The 18366-nt window shown below is 63.4% G+C and carries 11 protein-coding genes, 1 tRNA gene and 1 pseudogene; 8 read left to right on the forward strand and 5 right to left on the reverse strand.

The window, feature by feature from the left end; genetic code table 11:
- Nucleotides 1-5: 5 nt before the first annotated feature.
- Complete coding sequence (locus tag DEHOM01_RS01955) at nucleotides 6-485, forward strand: acyl-CoA thioesterase (RefSeq protein WP_061211238.1); 480 nt, start codon at nucleotides 6-8, stop codon at nucleotides 483-485.
- A 9-nt stretch (nucleotides 486-494) separates the two neighbouring features.
- Here the strand turns inward: DEHOM01_RS01955 and DEHOM01_RS01960 are convergent, their stop codons facing one another.
- Together DEHOM01_RS01960 and pepN are read right to left on the reverse strand one after the other, a co-directional pair.
- On the reverse strand, nucleotides 495-1421 hold the full coding sequence (locus DEHOM01_RS01960; RefSeq protein ID WP_061211239.1) for a mechanosensitive ion channel family protein: 927 nt from the start codon (nucleotides 1419-1421) through the stop codon (nucleotides 495-497).
- 116 nt (nucleotides 1422-1537) lie between these two features.
- Nucleotides 1538-4093, reverse strand: a complete 2556-nt coding sequence (gene pepN / locus DEHOM01_RS01965; RefSeq protein ID WP_061211240.1) for an aminopeptidase N — start codon at nucleotides 4091-4093, stop codon at nucleotides 1538-1540.
- Between the two features lie 240 nt (nucleotides 4094-4333).
- Here pepN and fdnG point away from each other — a divergent pair.
- The 3 genes and pseudogenes from fdnG to nrfD form a co-directional block, all read left to right on the forward strand.
- Nucleotides 4334-7522: pseudogene (gene fdnG / locus DEHOM01_RS01975) on the forward strand (formate dehydrogenase-N subunit alpha); the annotation flags it as partial.
- A gap of 242 nt (nucleotides 7523-7764) precedes the next feature.
- The gene (locus tag DEHOM01_RS01980; RefSeq protein ID WP_061211242.1) at nucleotides 7765-8748 is read left to right on the forward strand and encodes a 4Fe-4S dicluster domain-containing protein; all 984 of its coding nucleotides are present in this window, start codon (nucleotides 7765-7767) and stop codon (nucleotides 8746-8748) included.
- Nucleotides 8745-9848, forward strand: a complete 1104-nt coding sequence (gene nrfD, locus DEHOM01_RS01985) for an NrfD/PsrC family molybdoenzyme membrane anchor subunit (RefSeq protein WP_061211243.1) — start codon at nucleotides 8745-8747, stop codon at nucleotides 9846-9848. The genes DEHOM01_RS01980 and nrfD overlap by 4 nt, the downstream gene beginning before the upstream one ends.
- Before the next feature lie 191 nt (nucleotides 9849-10039).
- Here the strand turns inward: nrfD and selD are convergent, their stop codons facing one another.
- Nucleotides 10040-11083 (reverse strand): selenide, water dikinase SelD, encoded by a 1044-nt coding sequence (gene selD, locus DEHOM01_RS01990; RefSeq protein WP_061211382.1) that lies wholly within the window; start codon nucleotides 11081-11083, stop codon nucleotides 10040-10042.
- Between the two features lie 40 nt (nucleotides 11084-11123).
- Between selD and DEHOM01_RS01995 the strand changes: the two genes are divergently transcribed.
- The 4 genes from DEHOM01_RS01995 (at nucleotide 11124) to selB (ending at nucleotide 15527) form a co-directional block, all read left to right on the forward strand.
- Nucleotides 11124-11218 (forward strand) — tRNA-Sec (locus DEHOM01_RS01995).
- 146 nt (nucleotides 11219-11364) lie between these two features.
- The gene (locus tag DEHOM01_RS02000) at nucleotides 11365-12138 is read left to right on the forward strand and encodes a DUF3800 domain-containing protein (protein ID WP_061211244.1); all 774 of its coding nucleotides are present in this window, start codon (nucleotides 11365-11367) and stop codon (nucleotides 12136-12138) included.
- Between the two features lie 218 nt (nucleotides 12139-12356).
- On the forward strand, nucleotides 12357-13712 hold the full coding sequence (gene selA, locus DEHOM01_RS02005) for an L-seryl-tRNA(Sec) selenium transferase (RefSeq protein WP_061211245.1): 1356 nt from the start codon (nucleotides 12357-12359) through the stop codon (nucleotides 13710-13712).
- A gap of 9 nt (nucleotides 13713-13721) precedes the next feature.
- The gene (gene selB, locus DEHOM01_RS02010; RefSeq protein ID WP_061211246.1) at nucleotides 13722-15527 is read left to right on the forward strand and encodes a selenocysteine-specific translation elongation factor; all 1806 of its coding nucleotides are present in this window, start codon (nucleotides 13722-13724) and stop codon (nucleotides 15525-15527) included.
- Between the two features lie 62 nt (nucleotides 15528-15589).
- On the opposite strand, the gene nagE is transcribed toward selB, so the two are convergent.
- Nucleotides 15590-17560 carry an N-acetylglucosamine-specific PTS transporter subunit IIBC gene (gene nagE / locus DEHOM01_RS02015; RefSeq protein ID WP_061211247.1) on the reverse strand — a complete coding sequence of 657 codons (1971 nt, stop codon included), beginning with the start codon at nucleotides 17558-17560 and terminating at the stop codon, nucleotides 15590-15592.
- A gap of 105 nt (nucleotides 17561-17665) precedes the next feature.
- The gene (locus DEHOM01_RS02020; RefSeq protein ID WP_061211248.1) at nucleotides 17666-18328 is read right to left on the reverse strand and encodes a ribonuclease FAU-1 family protein; all 663 of its coding nucleotides are present in this window, start codon (nucleotides 18326-18328) and stop codon (nucleotides 17666-17668) included.
- Nucleotides 18329-18366 lie beyond the last annotated feature (38 nt).

An 18366-nucleotide genomic window follows, 5' to 3' on the forward strand; every position in this document is an offset into this window, starting at 1 on the left:
CACTCGTGCCTTTCCTCGATATTCCCGTACCCGTCAGGTGGAGTGACCTTGACGGGTACGGGCATGTTAATAACACCGCGTATCTGCGGCTGCTCGAGGAGGCCCGCACGAGGGCCTTTTGGCAGCCGTCGGATACCGAGCTCGCGAACGGCGCTCCCGCGTACCCAACCGCGCTCGCCGAGCTGTCGCCGGGCGGTGCCTTCCACACGCTCGTGGCCGCCCACACGATCGAGTACGCGCGCCAGCTCGGTTACCGCCGAGACGGGGTCATCGTGCGCACGTGGGTCTCGAAGCTTGGGGGAGCGTCGCTCGATCTCGACTACGAAATACTCACGGCCGACGAGCCGGAGCGGCCCTACGCGATCGCGCGCACGACGATCGTGATTGTCGATGCCGAAACCGCGAGGGCCGTGCGCATGCCCACACGGCTACGCACGGCCCTCGAGAGCTTCACAGGCGCGCCGCTCACGTTCCGGCGCGCGTAGCGAGTCCTTCTACGCCGACTCCTGGAAGCGCGGGAGCGCAAACTCGATGCCCCGCTTATCGAACTCGACGCGAAGGCGTTTGCGGATCTCGCGCTCCACCTCCCACTGCTTGCCAGGGATGGTGTCGGCAGTGATTCGGCGCTGGTAGCGAGCACCATCGACCGAGAGAATTCCAGTGGCCTGGGGCGCGCCGACAATGAGCTTCGACCACTTTTGATCGGCCTTGAGCGCATCGAACACGGCGTGGATCGCCTCCGTCACCGCAGCATCGTTGGCGCTGCTCGCGATATCGAGCATGACGAACGCTGTTCCGAGGCCGCGCGAGTAATTGCCGAGCGAAACAATTTCACCGTTGCGCACCGTCCACAGGACGCCGTTGAGGCCGCGCACCTGGGTGACGCGCAAATTCACGTTTTCGACGGTTCCCTCGGCGAACTGAAGATCGACGTAATCGCCGACGGCCACCAGATCCTCGAACAGCATGATCACGCCCGCAAGAACGTCCTTAATGAGCGTTTGCGCGCCGATACCGGCGGCCAGACCGGCAACACCAAGCGAGGCGATGATCGGCGCGATGTTGACGCCCACTTGCGAAAGGATCATGACGAACGCGATCGACCAAATGACGACGCTCGCGACATTCTTCGACGCCGTCGAGAGGGTGTCCGCACGCTGCTTGCGGCGCTCCTCGTGGGCAGCCGCGAGGCCGGCATCGGGGTGCTTCTTCACGACGACGTTGGTCATGCGAGAAATACGCGAACCCGATTGATACATCGTCTGAAAAATGCGATTGACCAGTATGCCCACCACGAAGCGCACGAGTAGGGCGACCAGAATGATCACGAGGATCGTGACGCCATTGGAGAGCAGCCACTGGCCTATCCGGTCCACGAGCGAGAAAGCCTCTTGGGTCGTGGTTTCTGCCAAAAAATTCATGCCCCCACCGTAGGAGGGAAACCTTGAGACGGGCATGAAAAGGCGGCCCCACCGATGGTGAGGCCGCCCACGGTTTCCGACGGTGGCTGCGCCCTCAGCGCAGCCGCCTCAGCGGATTACTTGTCGGCGTTTTGGACGCGCACTGCACGCGCGACGGAGTCGCGACCCTCGAGGACGGGTCGGCGCATGCCGTAGATCGCGTCTTCATGCGAGGCGAGCCACTCGTCCGCTTTCGCGACGATCTCTTCGCTCGGGTACTGGCCCGGGAAGTAACCCCGGATAAGACGGTTGGCGATCTCGCTCGAGCGCGAGGCCCATGCCTTCTCGATCATCTCGAAGTACGGATCGATGTACGGCGCGCGCAATTCCTCGCTCGCGCGGTTGAAGCCCACGATGGCGCAGGTGAGGTGCTCGTTCGCAAGCGTGTCCTCGCCGACGGTCTTCTCCCACGCCGCTGCTTTCGCCTCGGCAGTGGGGATCGCGGCCTTCGCCGTGAGGGCGCTCTTACGGCCGTTTTGCGTGTCGTCGCTCGCGAGTACCTCGTCGATTCCGGCCTCGTCGATAGCGCCGAGGGCGGCGAGAGCGATGGTGATCTGCCACTTGAGATCGGTATCGATTTCGCGGTCCGCGAGGGTGAGAGATCCGTCGAACAGCCCCTTGACCGTGTCGAGGTCGTCCTTGCCGGCAAACTGCAGATACGACTCGAGGAATTGGAGCTGCTGATCGCTGCCACCGTCGGCCCCTTGCGTGAGCTCCCACAGAGCCGACGCAACCTTCTTCTCGCGCTCAGCGCGATCAGCCGGGGCCGCGTAGCGCGTGCCCACGAGGTCCAGACGCCCGAGGAGCGTGCGCAAAACCGAGGAGTCCTTTTCGCGGTCGATGTTCTTTAGGAGAAGATCGAGGTAGCGGCGGCTCGGCAGCTCGGCGTCTCGCGTCATGTCCCACGTGGCGCTCCACACGAGGGTGCGAGCGAGCTCGTCGTCGATATCGCGCAGGTGCTCGAGGGCGAACGCGAGCGAATCGTCGTCGAGGCGGACCTTCGCGTAGGTGAGGTCCTCGTCGTTGATGAGCCACAGGTCGGCCTTCTTGCCCGCAAGCTCGGCGATCTCGGTGCGCTCACCGTCGATGTCGGTCTCGACGCTCACGGTGCGGGTCACGACGCCGCCCTCGAGGCTGTAGCCGCCGATCTTGAGTCGGTGTGGGCGGATCGTGGGGTGCTCGCTCGCGGCGGACTGTAGAACCGCGAACGACGCGACGGTGCCGTCGTCATTGCGTTCAATCTCGGGGCGGAGCGTGTTCACGCCGGTCGTCTCGAGCCACAGCTTGCTCCACGAGCGAAGGTCGCGGCCGCTCGTGGCCTCGAGCTCGTCGAGCAGATCATTGAGGGTCGTGTTCTGCCACTCGTACTTCTTGAAGTACGCGCGAAGGCCCTTAAAGAACGACTCCTCGCCAACGTACGCGACGAGCTGGCGCAGAACCGAGGCGCCCTTCGCGTAAGTGATGCCGTCGAAGTTCGTCTCCACCGCGTCGAAGTCCACCATGTCGGCCACGATCGGGTGCGTGGACGGCAGCTGGTCCTGGCTGTAGGCCCAGGCCTTTTCCGAACCAGCGAAGGTCGTCCAGGCGTTCGTCCAGCGAGTAGCGCGCGCCGAAGAGAGGGTCGAGGCGAACTCAGCGAAGGACTCGTTGAGCCACAGGTCGTCCCACCACTTCATCGTGACGAGGTCGCCGAACCACATGTGAGCGAGCTCGTGGAGGATCGTGAGGTCGCGGCGTTCGCGGATTGCGTCCGAGACGGCGCTGCGGAACACGTAGCGCTCCACGAACGTCACGGCGCCCGGGTGCTCCATCGCGCCCATGTTGTATTCCGGCACGAAGATCTGGTCGTAGGTCGGGAACGGGTAGTCGTAATCGAAGAGATTCTCGTAGAACTCGAAGCCCTGCTGCGCGACTGAGACGATGTACTCGCCGTCGAGGTGTTCGGCGAGCGACGCACGCGCGTAGACACCCGCGGGGATCTTGCGACCGTTGCGAGAGGTGATCGTGCCGTCGTAGCCCTCGTACTTGCCTGCGATGAGGGCCGTCAGGTAGGTCGAGATCTTCGGTGTTTTTTCGAAAGTCCACGTGGCGATCGGCTGACCGTCGGAATCCTCACCGGCCGGGACGGGCTCGGGGCTCGGGGCGATCGAAATGACGCGCCAGTGGGCGGGAGCGGTGATCGTGAAGGCGAAGGTGGCCTTGAGGTCGGGCTGTTCGAAGTTGGCGTACATGCGGCGGGCATCGGACACCTCGAACTGGGTGTAGAGGTACACCTCGTTGTCGACCGGGTCGACCATGCGGTGCAGGCCTTCGCCCGTGTTCATGTAGGCGCCGTTGGCGCGGATGGTAATGACGTTCTCGCCGACTTTGAGCGCGGGAAGCTGGACGCGCGCGCCGTCGAAACGTTCGCCGGGGTTGTCGAGGGTCTCGCCGTTGAGGGTGATCTCGAGGACTTCGGGAGCGATGAGGTCAACGAAGGTTTCGCGAGCCTCGGTGGAGTTGACGTAGATGGTGGATTCCGTGAGGAATGTCTTGGGGCCCTTGGTGAGGTCAAGCTTAACGTCGTAATGGGAGGTGCTGAGGAACGAGGAGCGTTCCTGCGCCTCGGCGCGGGTGAGATTTTCAGAGGTCATTCTCGAATTCTCCTAGGGTTGAGGGGGCCGCATCGCGTGCGGGTCCTCTCCATCTTCGCATCGCAGGGTGGGAGCGGGTGGAGTGAATGCACGGACGCGAGGGCTGGGCGAACGGGTAGTGCCCGGCCGCCCGGAGGGATAGGGAGTCCGACGCCGAAGTAGTTTTTGCAATGGTTTAGTTTCTTAAAGATCGTTCCTGACCAGGGTTTCTTTTGCTCGTGGCGCTGGTAGGGTTGTCGTATGGCATCACTAAATCCTCTTAATTGGCCTGTGCTGAGGCAGGCCAAGTCTCGCGATGTGCTGGGGCTCGGCCCCACCTCCCAGTCGCCCACCTATCAGAACCTCGAGGCGCGTACGACAACCGCCGACAAGGTCGTTGAGAGCGTGTGCCCCTACTGCGCCGTCGGCTGCGGCCAGCGCGTGTACGTCAAAGACAACAAGGTCATCCAGATCGAAGGCGATCCCAACTCGCCCATCTCGCGTGGTCGCCTGTGCCCGAAGGGTTCCGCGAGCGAGCAGCTCGTCAACGCTCCCGGGCGCGTGACCGACATCCTCTACCGCGCTCCAAAGTCGAAAGAGTGGGTCAAGCTTGATCGCGAGACCGCTATGTCGATGATTACCGAGCGTTACCTCGAGGCGCGCAAGAAGCACTGGCAGGATACCGACGAACACGGCCGCCCCGTGCGCCGCACGCTCGGTATCGCTTCGCTCGGTGGCGCGACCATCGATAACGAGGAAAACTACCTCATCAAGAAGCTGTTTACCGCCACGGGCGCTATTCAGATCGAGAACCAAGCCCGCATATGACACAGCGCCACGGTTCCCAGTTTGGGATCCTCGTTTGGGCGCGGCGGAGCCACGCAGCCGGTGCAGGACCTCGCGAATGCGGACTGCATCATCATCCAAGGCTCCAACATGGCCGAGTGTCACCCGGTCGCTTTCCAGTGGGTTATTGAAGCGAAGCTTCGCGGCGCACGCGTGATCCACGTCGATCCGCGCTTCTCGCGCACCTCGGCGCTTGCCGATAGGTACATTTCGACCCGCGCAGGCGGCGACATCGTGCTTCTCGGCGCTCTCATCAACCACGTTCTCGAGAACAACCTGTTCTTCGAGGAATACGTGAAGCACTACACGAATGCCTCGACCCTCATTAGCGAGGATTACCAAGATCCTGAGGATCTCGACGGCTTCTTCTCGGGCTTCGATCCGGAGACGGGAACGTACGACACTTCGAGCTGGCAGTACGAGATGGACGAGGAGAAGAACCTCCCCGTCCGCGATGAGACCCTGCAGCACCCGCGAACGGTGTTCCAGATCCTCAAGCGCCACTTCCGGCGCTACACGCCGGAGGTTGTGGAGAAGGTCTGTGGCGTCAGCCAGGAAGACTTCGCCTACATCGCCGACTCGATCACGAAGAACTCGGGCCGCGATAAGACGACCGCATTCTGCTACGCCGTGGGTTGGACCCAGCACACGGGTGGTGCGCAGTTCATTCGCACAGCCTCGATTCTCCAGCTGCTCATGGGCAACGTGGGGCGCCCCGGTTCGGGCATCCTCGCGCTGCGTGGGCACGCCACGATTCAGGGCTCGACCGACATCCCGACGCTCTTCCACATCCTTCCCGGCTACCTCCCGATGCCGAAGGCAGGCGTGACGGATACCTGGGAGACCTACCTCGACTCGGTAGGCACCAAGAAGCAAAAGGGCTTCTGGGCAAAGTCGGAAGAATTCACCGCAAGCCTTCTCAAGGCTTGGTGGGGAGAGAGCGCGACCAAGGAGAACAACTTCCACTTCGATTACCTGCCGCGACTCACGGGCGCGCACGGCACCTACCAGACCCTGCAGCTCATGCTTCAGGACAAGGTGGATGGCTACTTCGTGCTCGGCCAGAACCCAGCGGTCGGAAGCTCGAATGGTCGCTTGCACCGCAAGGCTCTCAGCCACCTCAAGTGGCTGGTTGTGCGTGACTTCAACATGATCGAGACGGCGACGTTCTGGAAGAACGGCCCCGAAATCGAGACTGGCGAGCTGAAGACCGAAGACATCGACACCGAAGTCTTCTTCATGCCCGCTGCGAACCACACAGAAAAGGCCGGTTCGTTCACGCAGACCCAGCGCATGGTGCAGTGGCGCCACCAGGCAGTCACGCCGCCGGGCGACGCCGAAAGCGAGCTGCAGTTCTTCTTCGATCTCGGCAATCGCATCCGCGAAGCGCTCAAGGATTCAGATGATCCTCGAGACAGGCCCGTCCTTGACATGACCTGGGACTACCCGCTCGATGAGCACGGCGAGGTTGACGCCGAGGCCGTGATTCGCGAGATCAACGGGTACTACACCGAGGGCGAAAACAAGGGCAAACCGCTGTCGAAGTTCGTCGATATGAAGGCCGACGGCTCGACGGCCGGTGGCTGCTGGATCTACGCGGGCGTGTACGCCGACGGCATCAACCACGCCGCGGTGCGCGAGCCTGCCGACGGTCGCCCCTACACCGAGAGGGAATGGGGCTGGGTCTGGCCGGCCAACCGCAAGATCCTGTACAACCGCGCCTCTGCGGACCCCGAAGGTAAGCCGTGGAGTCCAGAGAAGGCCTGGATCTGGTGGGATGAGGAGCAGGAGAAGTGGGTCGGTCACGACGTTCCAGACTTCCCCGTGGGCCTCAACCCGAAGGCACGCCCCGATGCCACCGTGGGCGGTCCCGCGGCGCTTGCGGGTGACGATGCGTTCATCATGCAGCCCGACGGTAAGGGCTGGCTGTTCGCGCCGAAGGGCATGATCGATGGCCCGATCCCGACTCACTACGAGCCTGTGGAATCGAAGCTGCCGAACATCATGTACCCGCAGCAAAACCAGCCGACCCGCGTCGTCATGCCGCGCGAGGAGAACCTCACCGCCCCCGGCTACGGCGAGCCTCTCCAAGAGGTGTACCCGTACGTGTTCACGACCTACCGCCTCACCGAGCACCACACGGCGGGCGGCATGAGCCGCTGGCTTCCGTACCTCGCTGAGCTCCAGCCGGAGATGTTCGCGGAAATTTCTCCCGAACTCGCCGAGGAAGTTGGCGTGAAGAACGGCGAATGGGCAACCCTCATCTCGCCGCGAGCAGCGATTGAAGCGCGCGTACTTGTGACGAAGCGTTTCAAGCCACTGAACGTCAACGGTCACACCGTTCATCAGATCGGCCTCCCATACCACTGGGGTGTTGGCGAGGACGCGATCATTACCGGTGACGGTGCGAACGATCTGCTGGGCATCACGATGGACCCGAACACCGGCATCCAAGACTCGAAGTACTCTTCGGTCGCGATGATTCCGGGTCGCAGGCCCCGCGGTCCTGAGCTCGTGGATCTCGTGGAGAAGTACCAGCGCGAAGCCGGGATCACGCTCGAGACCGGCATGCAGCGCGTGACTGTCCCTGCGGATGACACCGGCAAGGCCGAGACCAGTACGGAGCAGGATGCAAAGGTCGCCGAGGAGACGACCCGCGGCTCGAACACCGCGGGCTTCACGGGGATCGCCGCATCGAAGCCCGGGTCGAAGGGCGCTCGACGTCGCGCAGAGAAAGCCGACGAGAACTTGGACACGGGCTCGAACGGGCTCGACGGTGAAACCGGCCGCACGAGCATGGTCAACGACAACTCCCAAGCTTCCCACGACGAGAATGGAGGTGTGTGATGAGCCTTCTCAACACGACCGCTGACCCCATCTCCGTTGCGGGATGGGAGCACACGCACGACCGCAAAGGCTTCTTCACCGATACGTCGATCTGTATCGGCTGTAAAGCCTGCGAGGTCGCGTGTAAGGAGTGGAACCGTAACCCCCAGGACGGTAACTTCGAGCTGCTCGGGTCGTCGTTCGACAACACGGGCTCGCTCGGCGCGAACACGTGGCGTCACGTCGCGTTCATCGAGCAGTCGGAAAAGCGCATCGAGGAGGCCCGCGAATCGGGTCGCCAGCTCGTGAATCTCGGCATGCCGAAGATCGGGCAGAAGCCACCGAGCGAGCAGCAGCCGAAGCACACGGAAGAGTTCCGCTGGCTCATGGCCTCGGATGTGTGCAAGCACTGCACGCGCGCGGGCTGCCTTGATGCGTGCCCCACGGGTGCCCTGTTCCGCACGGAGTTCGGTACGGTTGTTGTGCAGGCCGATGTGTGTAATGGCTGCGGCACGTGCGTGTACACGTGCCCGTTCGGTGTGATCGAGCGCCGCGACGACGGCACCGTGTCACCGAAGACCGACCGCGACGACCGTCCTCACCTCGAACAGGACATCCCGAATAAGGGCACGGCCAACAAGTGCACGCTGTGCTACGACCGCCTCAAAGACGGTCAGCAGCCCGCGTGTGCCCAGACCTGCCCCACGACGTCGATCAAATTCGGTGATCGCGAAGACATGGTCGCGAAGGCCAAGGAACGCGTGAAGAAGCTCCATGAGGAGGGGATGACCGAAGCCCGCCTCTACGGAGCAAATCCGAACGACGGCGTGGGTGGCCTCGGCTCTGTCTTCCTCCTCCTCGATGAACCCGAGGTTTACGGTCTTCCGCCGGACCCGCGCGTGGGCACGATGGACCTGCCGAAGATGTATGGTCGCGCAGCCCTCGCAGCCGGTGCAATGATCGCGACGACCGCCCTCATGTTTGTGGGAGGTAAGAGGAAATGAGCCAGAACGAGTTCGATAGCTACCGCCCGCCGCAGCCGATGCGCCGCAAGCGTCGGCCCGAAGCAACCAAGTATGACGGCGCCCGTAAGCGCGGCCAGAACCGTATGGGCGAAGTCTCGATGGTCGAGGACGTCCAGTTCACGAGCTACTACGGTCGTCAGATCGTCAAGGCGCCGCCGTGGGAGTACCCGATCGGCGTGTACTTGTTCCTCGGCGGTGTCGCCGGTTCGTCGGGCCTGATCGCGCTTGCCGCGGGGGCGACCGGGCGGGAGACGCTGCGCCGTAACGCGCGCGTTGGCTCGATCGTCGCGCTCGGCATCGGCACCGTCAGCCTCATCGAGGACCTCGGCCGCCCGGAGCGCTTCCTCAACATGATGCGCACGTTCAAGCCGACGAGCCCCATGAACCTCGGCACGTGGATCATCTCGGCGTACGGAGTGAACGCTGGTGTGACGTTTGCAAATGAGTTTGACCGCATGACGGGGGAGAAGCTCCCCCTCGGTCCGCTTCGCAAGGTTGCGCGCGCTTTTGAGAAGCCTGCGGCGTGGGGCCAGGCGGCGACGGGTGCTCCGCTCGCGGTGTACACCGCGGTGCTGCTCGGTGACTCGGCGCTTCCCGCCTGGAACGGCGGAAAGTTCTCGCTTCCATTCCTGTTTGCCTCATCGGCGAGCCTTGCCGCGTCGGGCACGGCGATGCTGTCGACCCCGCTTGACGAGATCGGTCCGGTTCAGCGTCTCGCCCTCGCGGGCGTTGCGGGCGACATGCTTTCGCTTCGCGCGATGAAGAAGGAAATGCACCCGCTCGAAGCCGAGCCGCTGGAAATCGGCGATGGTGGCAAAAAGATGCACATCGCGGAGAAGCTTCTTATCGCGGGCGCCGTCACGGGCCTGTTTGCGAAGAAGCATCGCGCGATTGCGTTTGCGTCGGGTGCGTGCCTTGCCGCAGCGAGTGCGTTTACGCGTTTCGGTATTCTCGACGCGGGTTTCCAGTCGGCTCGCGATCCGAAGTACACGGTTATTCCGCAGAAGGAACGCCTCGAACGTCGCCGCAAGCACGGCATTGTCGACGATTCGATCGTGACGGGTCCCGAAACCGACTAGCGTCCTCTGGATTCCATAGAAGTTGTGGGGGTTATGGCTGGGTGCCATAGCCCCCACTTTTCGTTAGCCGCATTGACTTAGGTCGAGTTGCGGCAGCTCAAACCCCCGTAACCTCTATGCAATTCACGGAAGATCGAGGGCGGACTTGTCCACGGTGCGCGCCTTTCGCGCAGTTTTTCTTCCGACGGCACCTAGCGGACCTGGACGCTGCCTGCGGGCGCGTCGTCGCTCGCGGCGACGATTTCGCCGATCACGGGATAGCCGGGGATCTCTCCCACAACGAGAAGCCCGCCCGAGGTTTGCGCATCGGCGAGGAACAGCAGATCCTCTTCGGTAATGCCCGCTCCTGCACGAAGTGAGGGGCGCACCCAGTCGAGGTTGCGCCGAGTGCCCCCGGAGATGAATCCACCCGCAAGCGCGTCGAGCGCATCGCCCATCGCCGGCACGGCCGCGCGCTCGAGAACGGCACCGACGCCCGAGGCGCGCGTCATTTTGTGCAAATGCCCGAGCAGGCCGAATCCGGTCACGTCGGTCGCGGCCTTGGCACCGGCTGCAAGTGCCTTCCGAGAGGCTTCGGCATTGAGCGTCGTCATCCACGTCACGGCTTCGTCAATGCTCGAGCCCGTTGCTTTGTGGCGGTTGTTCAAAAGACCGACGCCGATCGGTTTCGTGAGAGTAAGCGGCAGGCCAACCTCGGCCGCATCGTTGCGCAGGAGAGCGTCGGGCTTCGCGATGCCCGTGACCGCCTGACCGTACTTCGGTTCGGGATCATCCACGCTGTGACCCCCGATCACGGGAACGCCAGCCTCGCGCCCCACGTCGAGGCCCCCGCGCAGCACCTCCGAAAGCATCTCCATGGGGAGTTTTTCGCGCGGCCACCCCACGAGGTTGATCGCGACAACCGGCTCGCCGCCCATCGCGTAAATATCTGAAAGGGCGTTCGCCGCAGCGATGCGACCCCAGTCGTAAGGATCATCGACGACGGGCGTGAAGAAATCCGCAGTCGACAGCACCGCGAGGTCTCCACGAACCTTCACCGCGGCGGCGTCATCGCCGTCGTCGAGACCCACGATCACCGAGTCGAACGTCTGCCCCGTGAGCGCTTTGACGGCGTCCTCGAGCTCGCCCGGCGGGATTTTGCACGCGCAACCGCCGCCATGCGCCATCGTGGTGAGGCGAGGGTAGTTGCTGAAGTCGGGTTCGTCGGTGTTCTGGGGATCCTCGTTGATGTTCATGCTTTCCACTTTAAGCGTTTTCACTGGTAAATTCGTTCTTGGAGGCGTACGTGTCCTGGTGGGCGCCCCGGTCTTCAAAACCGGTGATACCGAGTAGCTCGGTATGGCGGGTTCGATTCCCGTCCGCCTCCGCCAAGCTTTCGCGCCTCGCCTTTGTGGGCGGGGCGCGCGTGGCACGTGGAGTTTTGGTCCGACGCCTGCCACGCCACCGCGATCCCGAGTTTTTATCGAAGAGGCTCGAAGGTAGTGGGGAGAACTATGTGCGATAAGGGGGATCGCAGATGCTTGTGGCGTATCTTGACGAGAGCGAGGACCGGAGACGTCAGAGGTATTACTTCGGTGCACTAGTTCTGGACGGCGAGTCGGCCACGAGGACAGTCGAGGCGATGGAAGCGATTGCATGCGACGCCGCGGATAAGTTTCCTGTGCCCCCGGAAATAGAATTGCACGGCTACGACCTCATGAACGGGGCTGCCGCGTGGGAATGCCTCGCGGGAAAAGTACGAGCGCGGTTAGGGATTTTCAAAGAATCTCTACAGGCGGTGACCTCTCAGAGGGGTGAATTTCTTGTGCGCGAGGTGGATGTGCAGGCTGTTGAAGAGATCCCCGATGCAGTGGAAGCCACTCCTCACGAGATTTGCTTGGTCCACGTACTCCAGGCGCTTGACCGAATTGCAGAAGAGCGAGGCGAATATATTCTCGTGATCGCTGACGAGCATCATTTGGCTGGTAACCTCCGCGAACAGTTGCGACAGTGGCGTGCCGAGGGGACGCCTGGTCACTACAAACGAACGTACTTATCGAGAATTGTGGACACCATTCATTTCACGCCGTCCAAAGAAAGCCGACTGCTCCAGGCCGCCGATTTGCTTCTCTACTTCCACCAGCGTTTTGAAGGGCGCACTCTCGGAAGGGACCAGCGTGAGTTGAAGTTCTTGGAGCGTATGAAGGAAGAGGTATCGCGGATCGAGCATCCGGACTCCGGCGGGTGGCCTCAGATATGCACGAAACCCCCGGCCGAAAGGCACGGGGGTCAAGGCGGGTCTGAAGCCTAAGCTTCATGGCTTCAGTTTTTCATACGATGCGTGAGGTGACAAGAGCGTTGGGAAGCGGCCACAGGGGAGCAGTAGCCCCCTAAACGGAGGGTGTTAGAATCGTTCGCAGTCACTATAGAGCCTGTTGAGGGCATGTTTTTGTGATTGTGGTTGCGGCTGATATTTGGCGGCCGCGCGTTGTTCTCGACCCCGAGTTTTGAGCGAAGGTGCCCCGCGACATGTCACGAACCGCGTCCCCGGTAGCAGGCGACGATCCGCGACGGCGGATCCCACGGACCGATGCTGTACTCGCGCTCGATGAGGTCGAACGAGCGAAGCAGCGCCTTGGGGAAGAGCGCGTACGCAATGTTGTGCGTGACATGCAGAGTCGTGCCCGGGCGGGGGAAATCGCGCCGGAAGAGGTCGAGGGCGCAGTGATCGCCGCGCTCGAGAGCGTGCACGCGTGCGCGTTCACGCCCGTGCTCAACGCAACGGGAGTCATCGTCCACACCAATCTTGGGCGCGCACCCCTTTCACCCCAGGCGATCGACGCACTGGAGGCCGCAGCAGGCTACGTTGATGTCGAGTTCGATCTGGCAACCGGCCTTCGCGGGAAGCGCGGCGTTTCGACGCGCGAGGCGCTCCTCAAGGCGTGCCCCGCAGCGCAGGACGCGCTTGCGGTCAACAATGGCGCTGCGGCGCTCTCGCTCATCGCGACGGCCCTCGCCGGTCCGGGATCGGGCAAGCGGAGTGAGATCGTCCTGAGCCGCGGTGAGATGATCGAGATTGGTGCGGGATTTCGCCTCACCGAGCTCATCGAGTCGACAGGTCCCGTGATCCACGAGGTCGGCACGACGAATCGCACGCATCTTGCCGACTACGAAAAGGCCCTCGGAGAAAACACGGCGGCGCTCCTCAAGATCCACGCGAGCAATTACGTCATCAAAGGCTTCACAAGCGCCGTTGGCATCGCTGAACTCGCCGAACTCGCGCATGCCCATGATCTCCCGCTCATCGTCGACATCGGTTCGGGGCTCTTTTCTCCGGAGCCGCTGCTACCGGACGAACCGACCCTCACCGAAGCCCTGGAACAGGGCGCTGATCTCGTCCTCGCGAGCGGCGACAAACTCGTGGGGGGCCCGCAAGCGGGGCTGATCCTTGGAAAGAAAGAGTGGGTTGAGCGCGTGGCTCGCCATCCCCTCGCGCGGGCGATGCGCGCCGATAAACTCCTGCTCGCCGCGCTCGAAGCCACCGTCGGCGGCCCCACGCCTCCCGTGCTCGAAGCCCTCCACACCGAACCTGCCGCGCTCAAAACCCGCACCGAAAAGCTTGCGCGTGCAATCCACGAGCGCGTGAACGTGACGTGTGAGGTCGTTCCGCACGACGGTCGCGTCGGCGGGGGAGGCGGTGCAGAGGTTCCGATCCCGGGATGGGCGCTGCGCGTGCCCGAGCATCTGGCGAGCGAACTGCGCGCGCTCGAGCGACCAATCATTGCGACTACGCGAGACGGTGCCTGTCTTATCGACGTGCGCTGCATTCCCGAATTCGAGGATGATGAGCTTGCGAGCGCGATCGCCGCGCTCATGAAACGCTAGGAGGGACGCATGCACGTCATCGCGACCGCCGGGCATGTTGACCACGGCAAAAGCACACTGATCCGCGCGCTCACCGGCATTGAAACGGACCGCTGGGAAGAAGAGCAACGCCGCGGTCTCACCATCGACCTGGGCTTCGCGTGGTGCACGCTTCCCTCCGGGCGAGAAGTGAGCTTCGTGGATGTTCCGGGCCACGAACGCTTCATCGGCAATATGCTCGCGGGGCTCGGCCCGGTGCCTATCGTGCTGTTTGTTGTCGCCGCCGATGAGGGCTGGAGCGCCCAATCGAGCGACCACCGCGATGCCGTGAAAGCGCTCGGGATCTCCCACGGCATCATCGTTATCACTCGCGCCGACCGCGCGCCCGAACGCGTCGAGGCCGTGATCGACGAGGCCCGGCGTGAGCTCGCGGAGACCGGCCTTGCAGATGCGCCCGCGTGCGGCGTCTCGGGTGTGACCGGTGAGGGGATCGATGAGCTGAAGCGCGTGCTCGATGAACTCGTGGCAAGCGTCGCAGCTGCATCCCCGCATGAAAACGTGAGGTTGTGGATCGACCGTTCCTTCACGATTGACGGAGCGGGAACCGTCGTGACCGGCACCCTTGGGGCCGGCACCGTGCGCCCCGGCGACGACCTTACGCTTGTGAGCACCGGGCACGGCGGTGCCGAGCCTCGCACGGTGAGCGTGAGGGGCGTGCAGTCGCGAGGAACGCGCGAAGACGTCGTGGAACCTGTGAGCCGCGCCGCCCTCAACCTTCGCCAGATACCCGCGAGCGACATCCACCGAGGCGACGTGCTCCTCACCCCCGGCGCGTTCCACCTGACAACCGTCGTGGACGTGCGCAGCGTGAGCGGCGACAGCCTCGAGGACGTGCCGCGCGAGACCACGATCCACGTGGGAAGCGCAGCCGTGACCGCGCGCGTGCGGCCCCTCGGTGCCGACCACGCCCGGTTCACCTTTGACCTGCCTCTCCCGCTCGTGATCGGGGATCGCCTGGTCATGCGCGGTACGGGGGAGAGAGCCGTGCTCGGCGGCGTGCGGGTGCTCGACGTCGACCCGCCAGAATTGCGTAGAAGAGGAGCCGGGAGCGCCCGTGAGACCGAGCTCGAGCACATGAGCGAGCACGGCGACGCGAGGCGCGAGATCGAGCGGCGCGGGGCCATGCGCTCGAGCGATCTAAAGAAAATGGGCTTCGAGGTGGAGGGGAAGCTCGAGGGGATCGTGTCCGACGGCGGCTGGCTCGTGAGCGCAGCATTCCTCGAACACCGCGCGAAAGCACTCGCCGAACGCGTGGACGCTGCCGCGAAGGCCAAACCGCTCCGCCCGGGCCTCTCCCGCAAAGAGGCGAGCGAAGCCCTCGCGCTTCCCGCCCTCGAGCTTTTACCGATGATCGTGCGTCAAGCCGCGTGTGTCGAGCGCGACGGCCTCATCGTTGACCCCTCGGTGAAGGCGGGCCTCGGCGAGGCCGAAGCGAGCGTTGCCGCGCTCGAGGCAAAGCTCAAGAAAGACCCGTTCAACGCCCCGGAGCTTGGCGACCTGGCGGCGCTCGGACTTAGCGCCAAAGAGCTGGCCGCTGCAGCGAAACAGGGGCGGCTCTTGAGAATTGGGCAGCCGTCGGACAACCTCGTTCTACTGCCCACCGCGCCCGCGCTGGCAATGCGCGAGCTCGCGGCCCTCCCGCAGCCGTTCACCACCTCGGAAGCGCGCCGCGCGCTCGGTACCACGCGGCGCACCGTCATTCCGCTCCTCGAGCATCTCGACAAGAAGGGGTGGACGCGTCGCATCGATGCGGGTCACCGCGAAATCGTTCGTTAACGACGCTCTCCCCGCTTCCGAGATGAACTCGGGCGGGGAGAGCGGTGTGAGAAGGCGCCGTCTTAGACGAACTCGATGCGCGAATCCGCGTGACCGAGGATCACGACGGGCGTGATCGCCTTGTATCCCGCAGCTTCGATCGCCGAGCGGTCAAAGTCCACAAGAGGCTGGCCCGCGGTGACGCGATCGCCGTTCTTGACGTGCACGGTGAAGCCCTCGCCGTTCATCTTCACGGTATCGAGGCCCACGTGGATGAGGACCTCGGCGCCGTCGTCGAGCGTGAGTGCCACGGCGTGCCCCGTCGGGAAAGCCTGCGATACCACGCCAGCGGCGGGAGCCACGACCTGGTTGCCGCTCGGGTCGATCGCGACGCCGCCACCGAGGAGTCGGTCGGCGAACGTTGAATCGGGAACATCCTCGAGCGGGACGATCGTTCCCTGAAGTGGCTGGCGCATGCGCACGAGCGCGTACTCGGTCTTTTCAGCGACGGCAGTGGCGGCAGGAGCGGCAGTGGAGCCTTCGGAGCCTCCGACGGTTGCCGCAGCAGCATTGCTCTCGACCTCAGCGCGAGCCGGAGGCTCGATCGAACCATCCATGAGGCCGTCCATCGCGTCTTTCACGAACTGGACGTTGAGTCCATAAATCACCTGGTAGAGGTTGCCACCGGGCTTCATGACGCCGGTCGCGCCCGCAGCCTTGAGAGCCTGCTCATCGGCGAGAGACACGTCGTTGAGGCTCAGGCGAAGGCGCGTCGCGCAGTTCTCGACCTCGTCGATGTTGCCCTTGCCACCGAGGGCCTCGATAAACCGGTCGGCGGTGAGGATGTACTTGTCGGCGCCGGTGGCCGTCGAATCGCTCTCCTCGTCATCGTCTTCGTCTGCGCCGCGACCGGGGGTCTTGAGATTCCACTTGAGAATCACGAAACGGAACACGAGGAAGTAGACCACGAACCAGAACGCGCCCATCACAAAGATGGCCCACGGGTTCATTGCGAGTGGGTTGACCCACTGGAGGATCAGGTCGATGAAACCACCCGAGAAGCCGAAGCCCGAGCGGACGGGAAGGGCGGCAGTGACTCCCATCGAGATCCCCATGAAGATCGCGTGGATCAGATAGAGGCCCGGAGCGAGGAACATGAAGAGGAATTCGAGCGGCTCAGTGATGCCGACGAGGAACGCCGCGAACGCCGCACCGATCAGGATGCCGCCCGTCGCTTTCTTTTTCGACGGTTTCGACGTCACATACATCGCGAGGGCAGCACCGGGAAGGCCCATCATCATGACGGGGAAGAACCCGGTCATGTACTGGCCGGTTACGCCGCGAGTGCCTTGGCCTGCGAGGAAGTTGTTGAGGTCATTCACGCCCGCGATGTCGAACCAGAACACGGCGTTAAGCGCGTGATGAAGACCAAGCGGGATGAGCAGGCGGTTGAAGAAGCCATAGAGGCCGGCGCCGACCGGGCCGAGCGTGAGCATCCACTCGCCAAAGGCCACGAGGCCACCGAAGACGAGCGGCCACACAAACATGAGCACGAGTGCGGCGACGAGAGAGAGGAGGGCCGAGATGATCGCAACCGAGCGCTTACCCGAGAAGAACGCGAGGAAGTCAGGAAGCTCCGTGTCCTTGAACTTCTCGAAGCTCCACGCTGCGATGAGGCCGCAAATGAGGGCCACAAAAACGTTATTGACCTTGCTGAATGCGGGGTCGACCTGCGCAACATCGCTCAGGCCCTGGAATTTCATGATCGTCTCAGGCTTGAGGAGACTGGTGACCGTGAGCCACGAGGTAAGGCCCGCGAGTGCGGCTACACCGTCGGCCTTCTTCGGCATGCCGATCGCGACACCGATCGCGAATAGCAGCGGGATGTTATCGATCAGCGCGCCACCCGCTGCCGCGAGGAACGCTCCGATGATGTTGTTCGGGTCTCCGGTCGCGCCAGCGATCCAGTAGCCGAGGCCCGAGAAAATCGAGGCAACAGGGAGGACGGCGACCGGCAGCATGAGTGACCTGCCGAGTCGTTGGAAGAATTTCATCAAGACGTATCACTCCAAGGGGAAAGTGCGCATCCTTGCGCGGTAAACGCGGACGCGGTTACGCCCGGGGTAGAAACATACTACTGGGCCGGTGGGGTGCGAGGTCTAGCGGCGCCGCGCGCGTGTGAGGTCCATGTCCCACGAATAGTGCTCGGGAAGCTGCGGAAGACCCCAAGTTGGGTTGGGGAAGAAATACTCGAAGCCGGCGTTGAAGGGGTACCCCCACGCCTCGATGTCGCGTTCGGCCTCGCGGCCCCATGCCCGGATCTGTTCGGCCATTGCGGGGCTGAAGTAGCCGATCCGTTCGGCGCCCTCGAGTTCGTCCTCATCCTTGTAGTGGTAGTCGTGGCGGGGGAGCACGACGAGGTCGAGAACAAGATCGCGCGAACGCACCCCTTCCTCCGTGCGCTCGAGCGGGGTTTCAAGATTGACGTAGTAGCAGCCAAGCGTGCCGTCGTCCTTATAGAACAGCCACACGGAATACGGCTTATCGGGCAGGCCGATCATCAGGATGCCGTTGCCTGTCCACAGCTGTTTCGATTGGGTGCGGGGGGCGGTGAACATGCCTTCGTCGCCGGCGCGCCTGAGTGGCGCGCCCGATTCAAGAACGGGGAGGAGAACCTCCGTGCCCGGTGCGATCCACACGACAATTCCGCGGTCATCATCAATGACGACGGTTCCCGGTCGCACGGTGATGGTTTCGTGCGCGTGCGTGTAGTACGTCCAGGTCACGTGGTCCCCAGCGGACCAACGCTTCTGGGTATTCATGACTCTTCCGTGGCCCCATAAGCCTCCCGGGTGCTTAG

The sequence above is a fragment of the Dermabacter hominis NBRC 106157 genome (assembly GCF_001570785.1).
Classification (GTDB): domain Bacteria; phylum Actinomycetota; class Actinomycetes; order Actinomycetales; family Dermabacteraceae; genus Dermabacter; species Dermabacter hominis.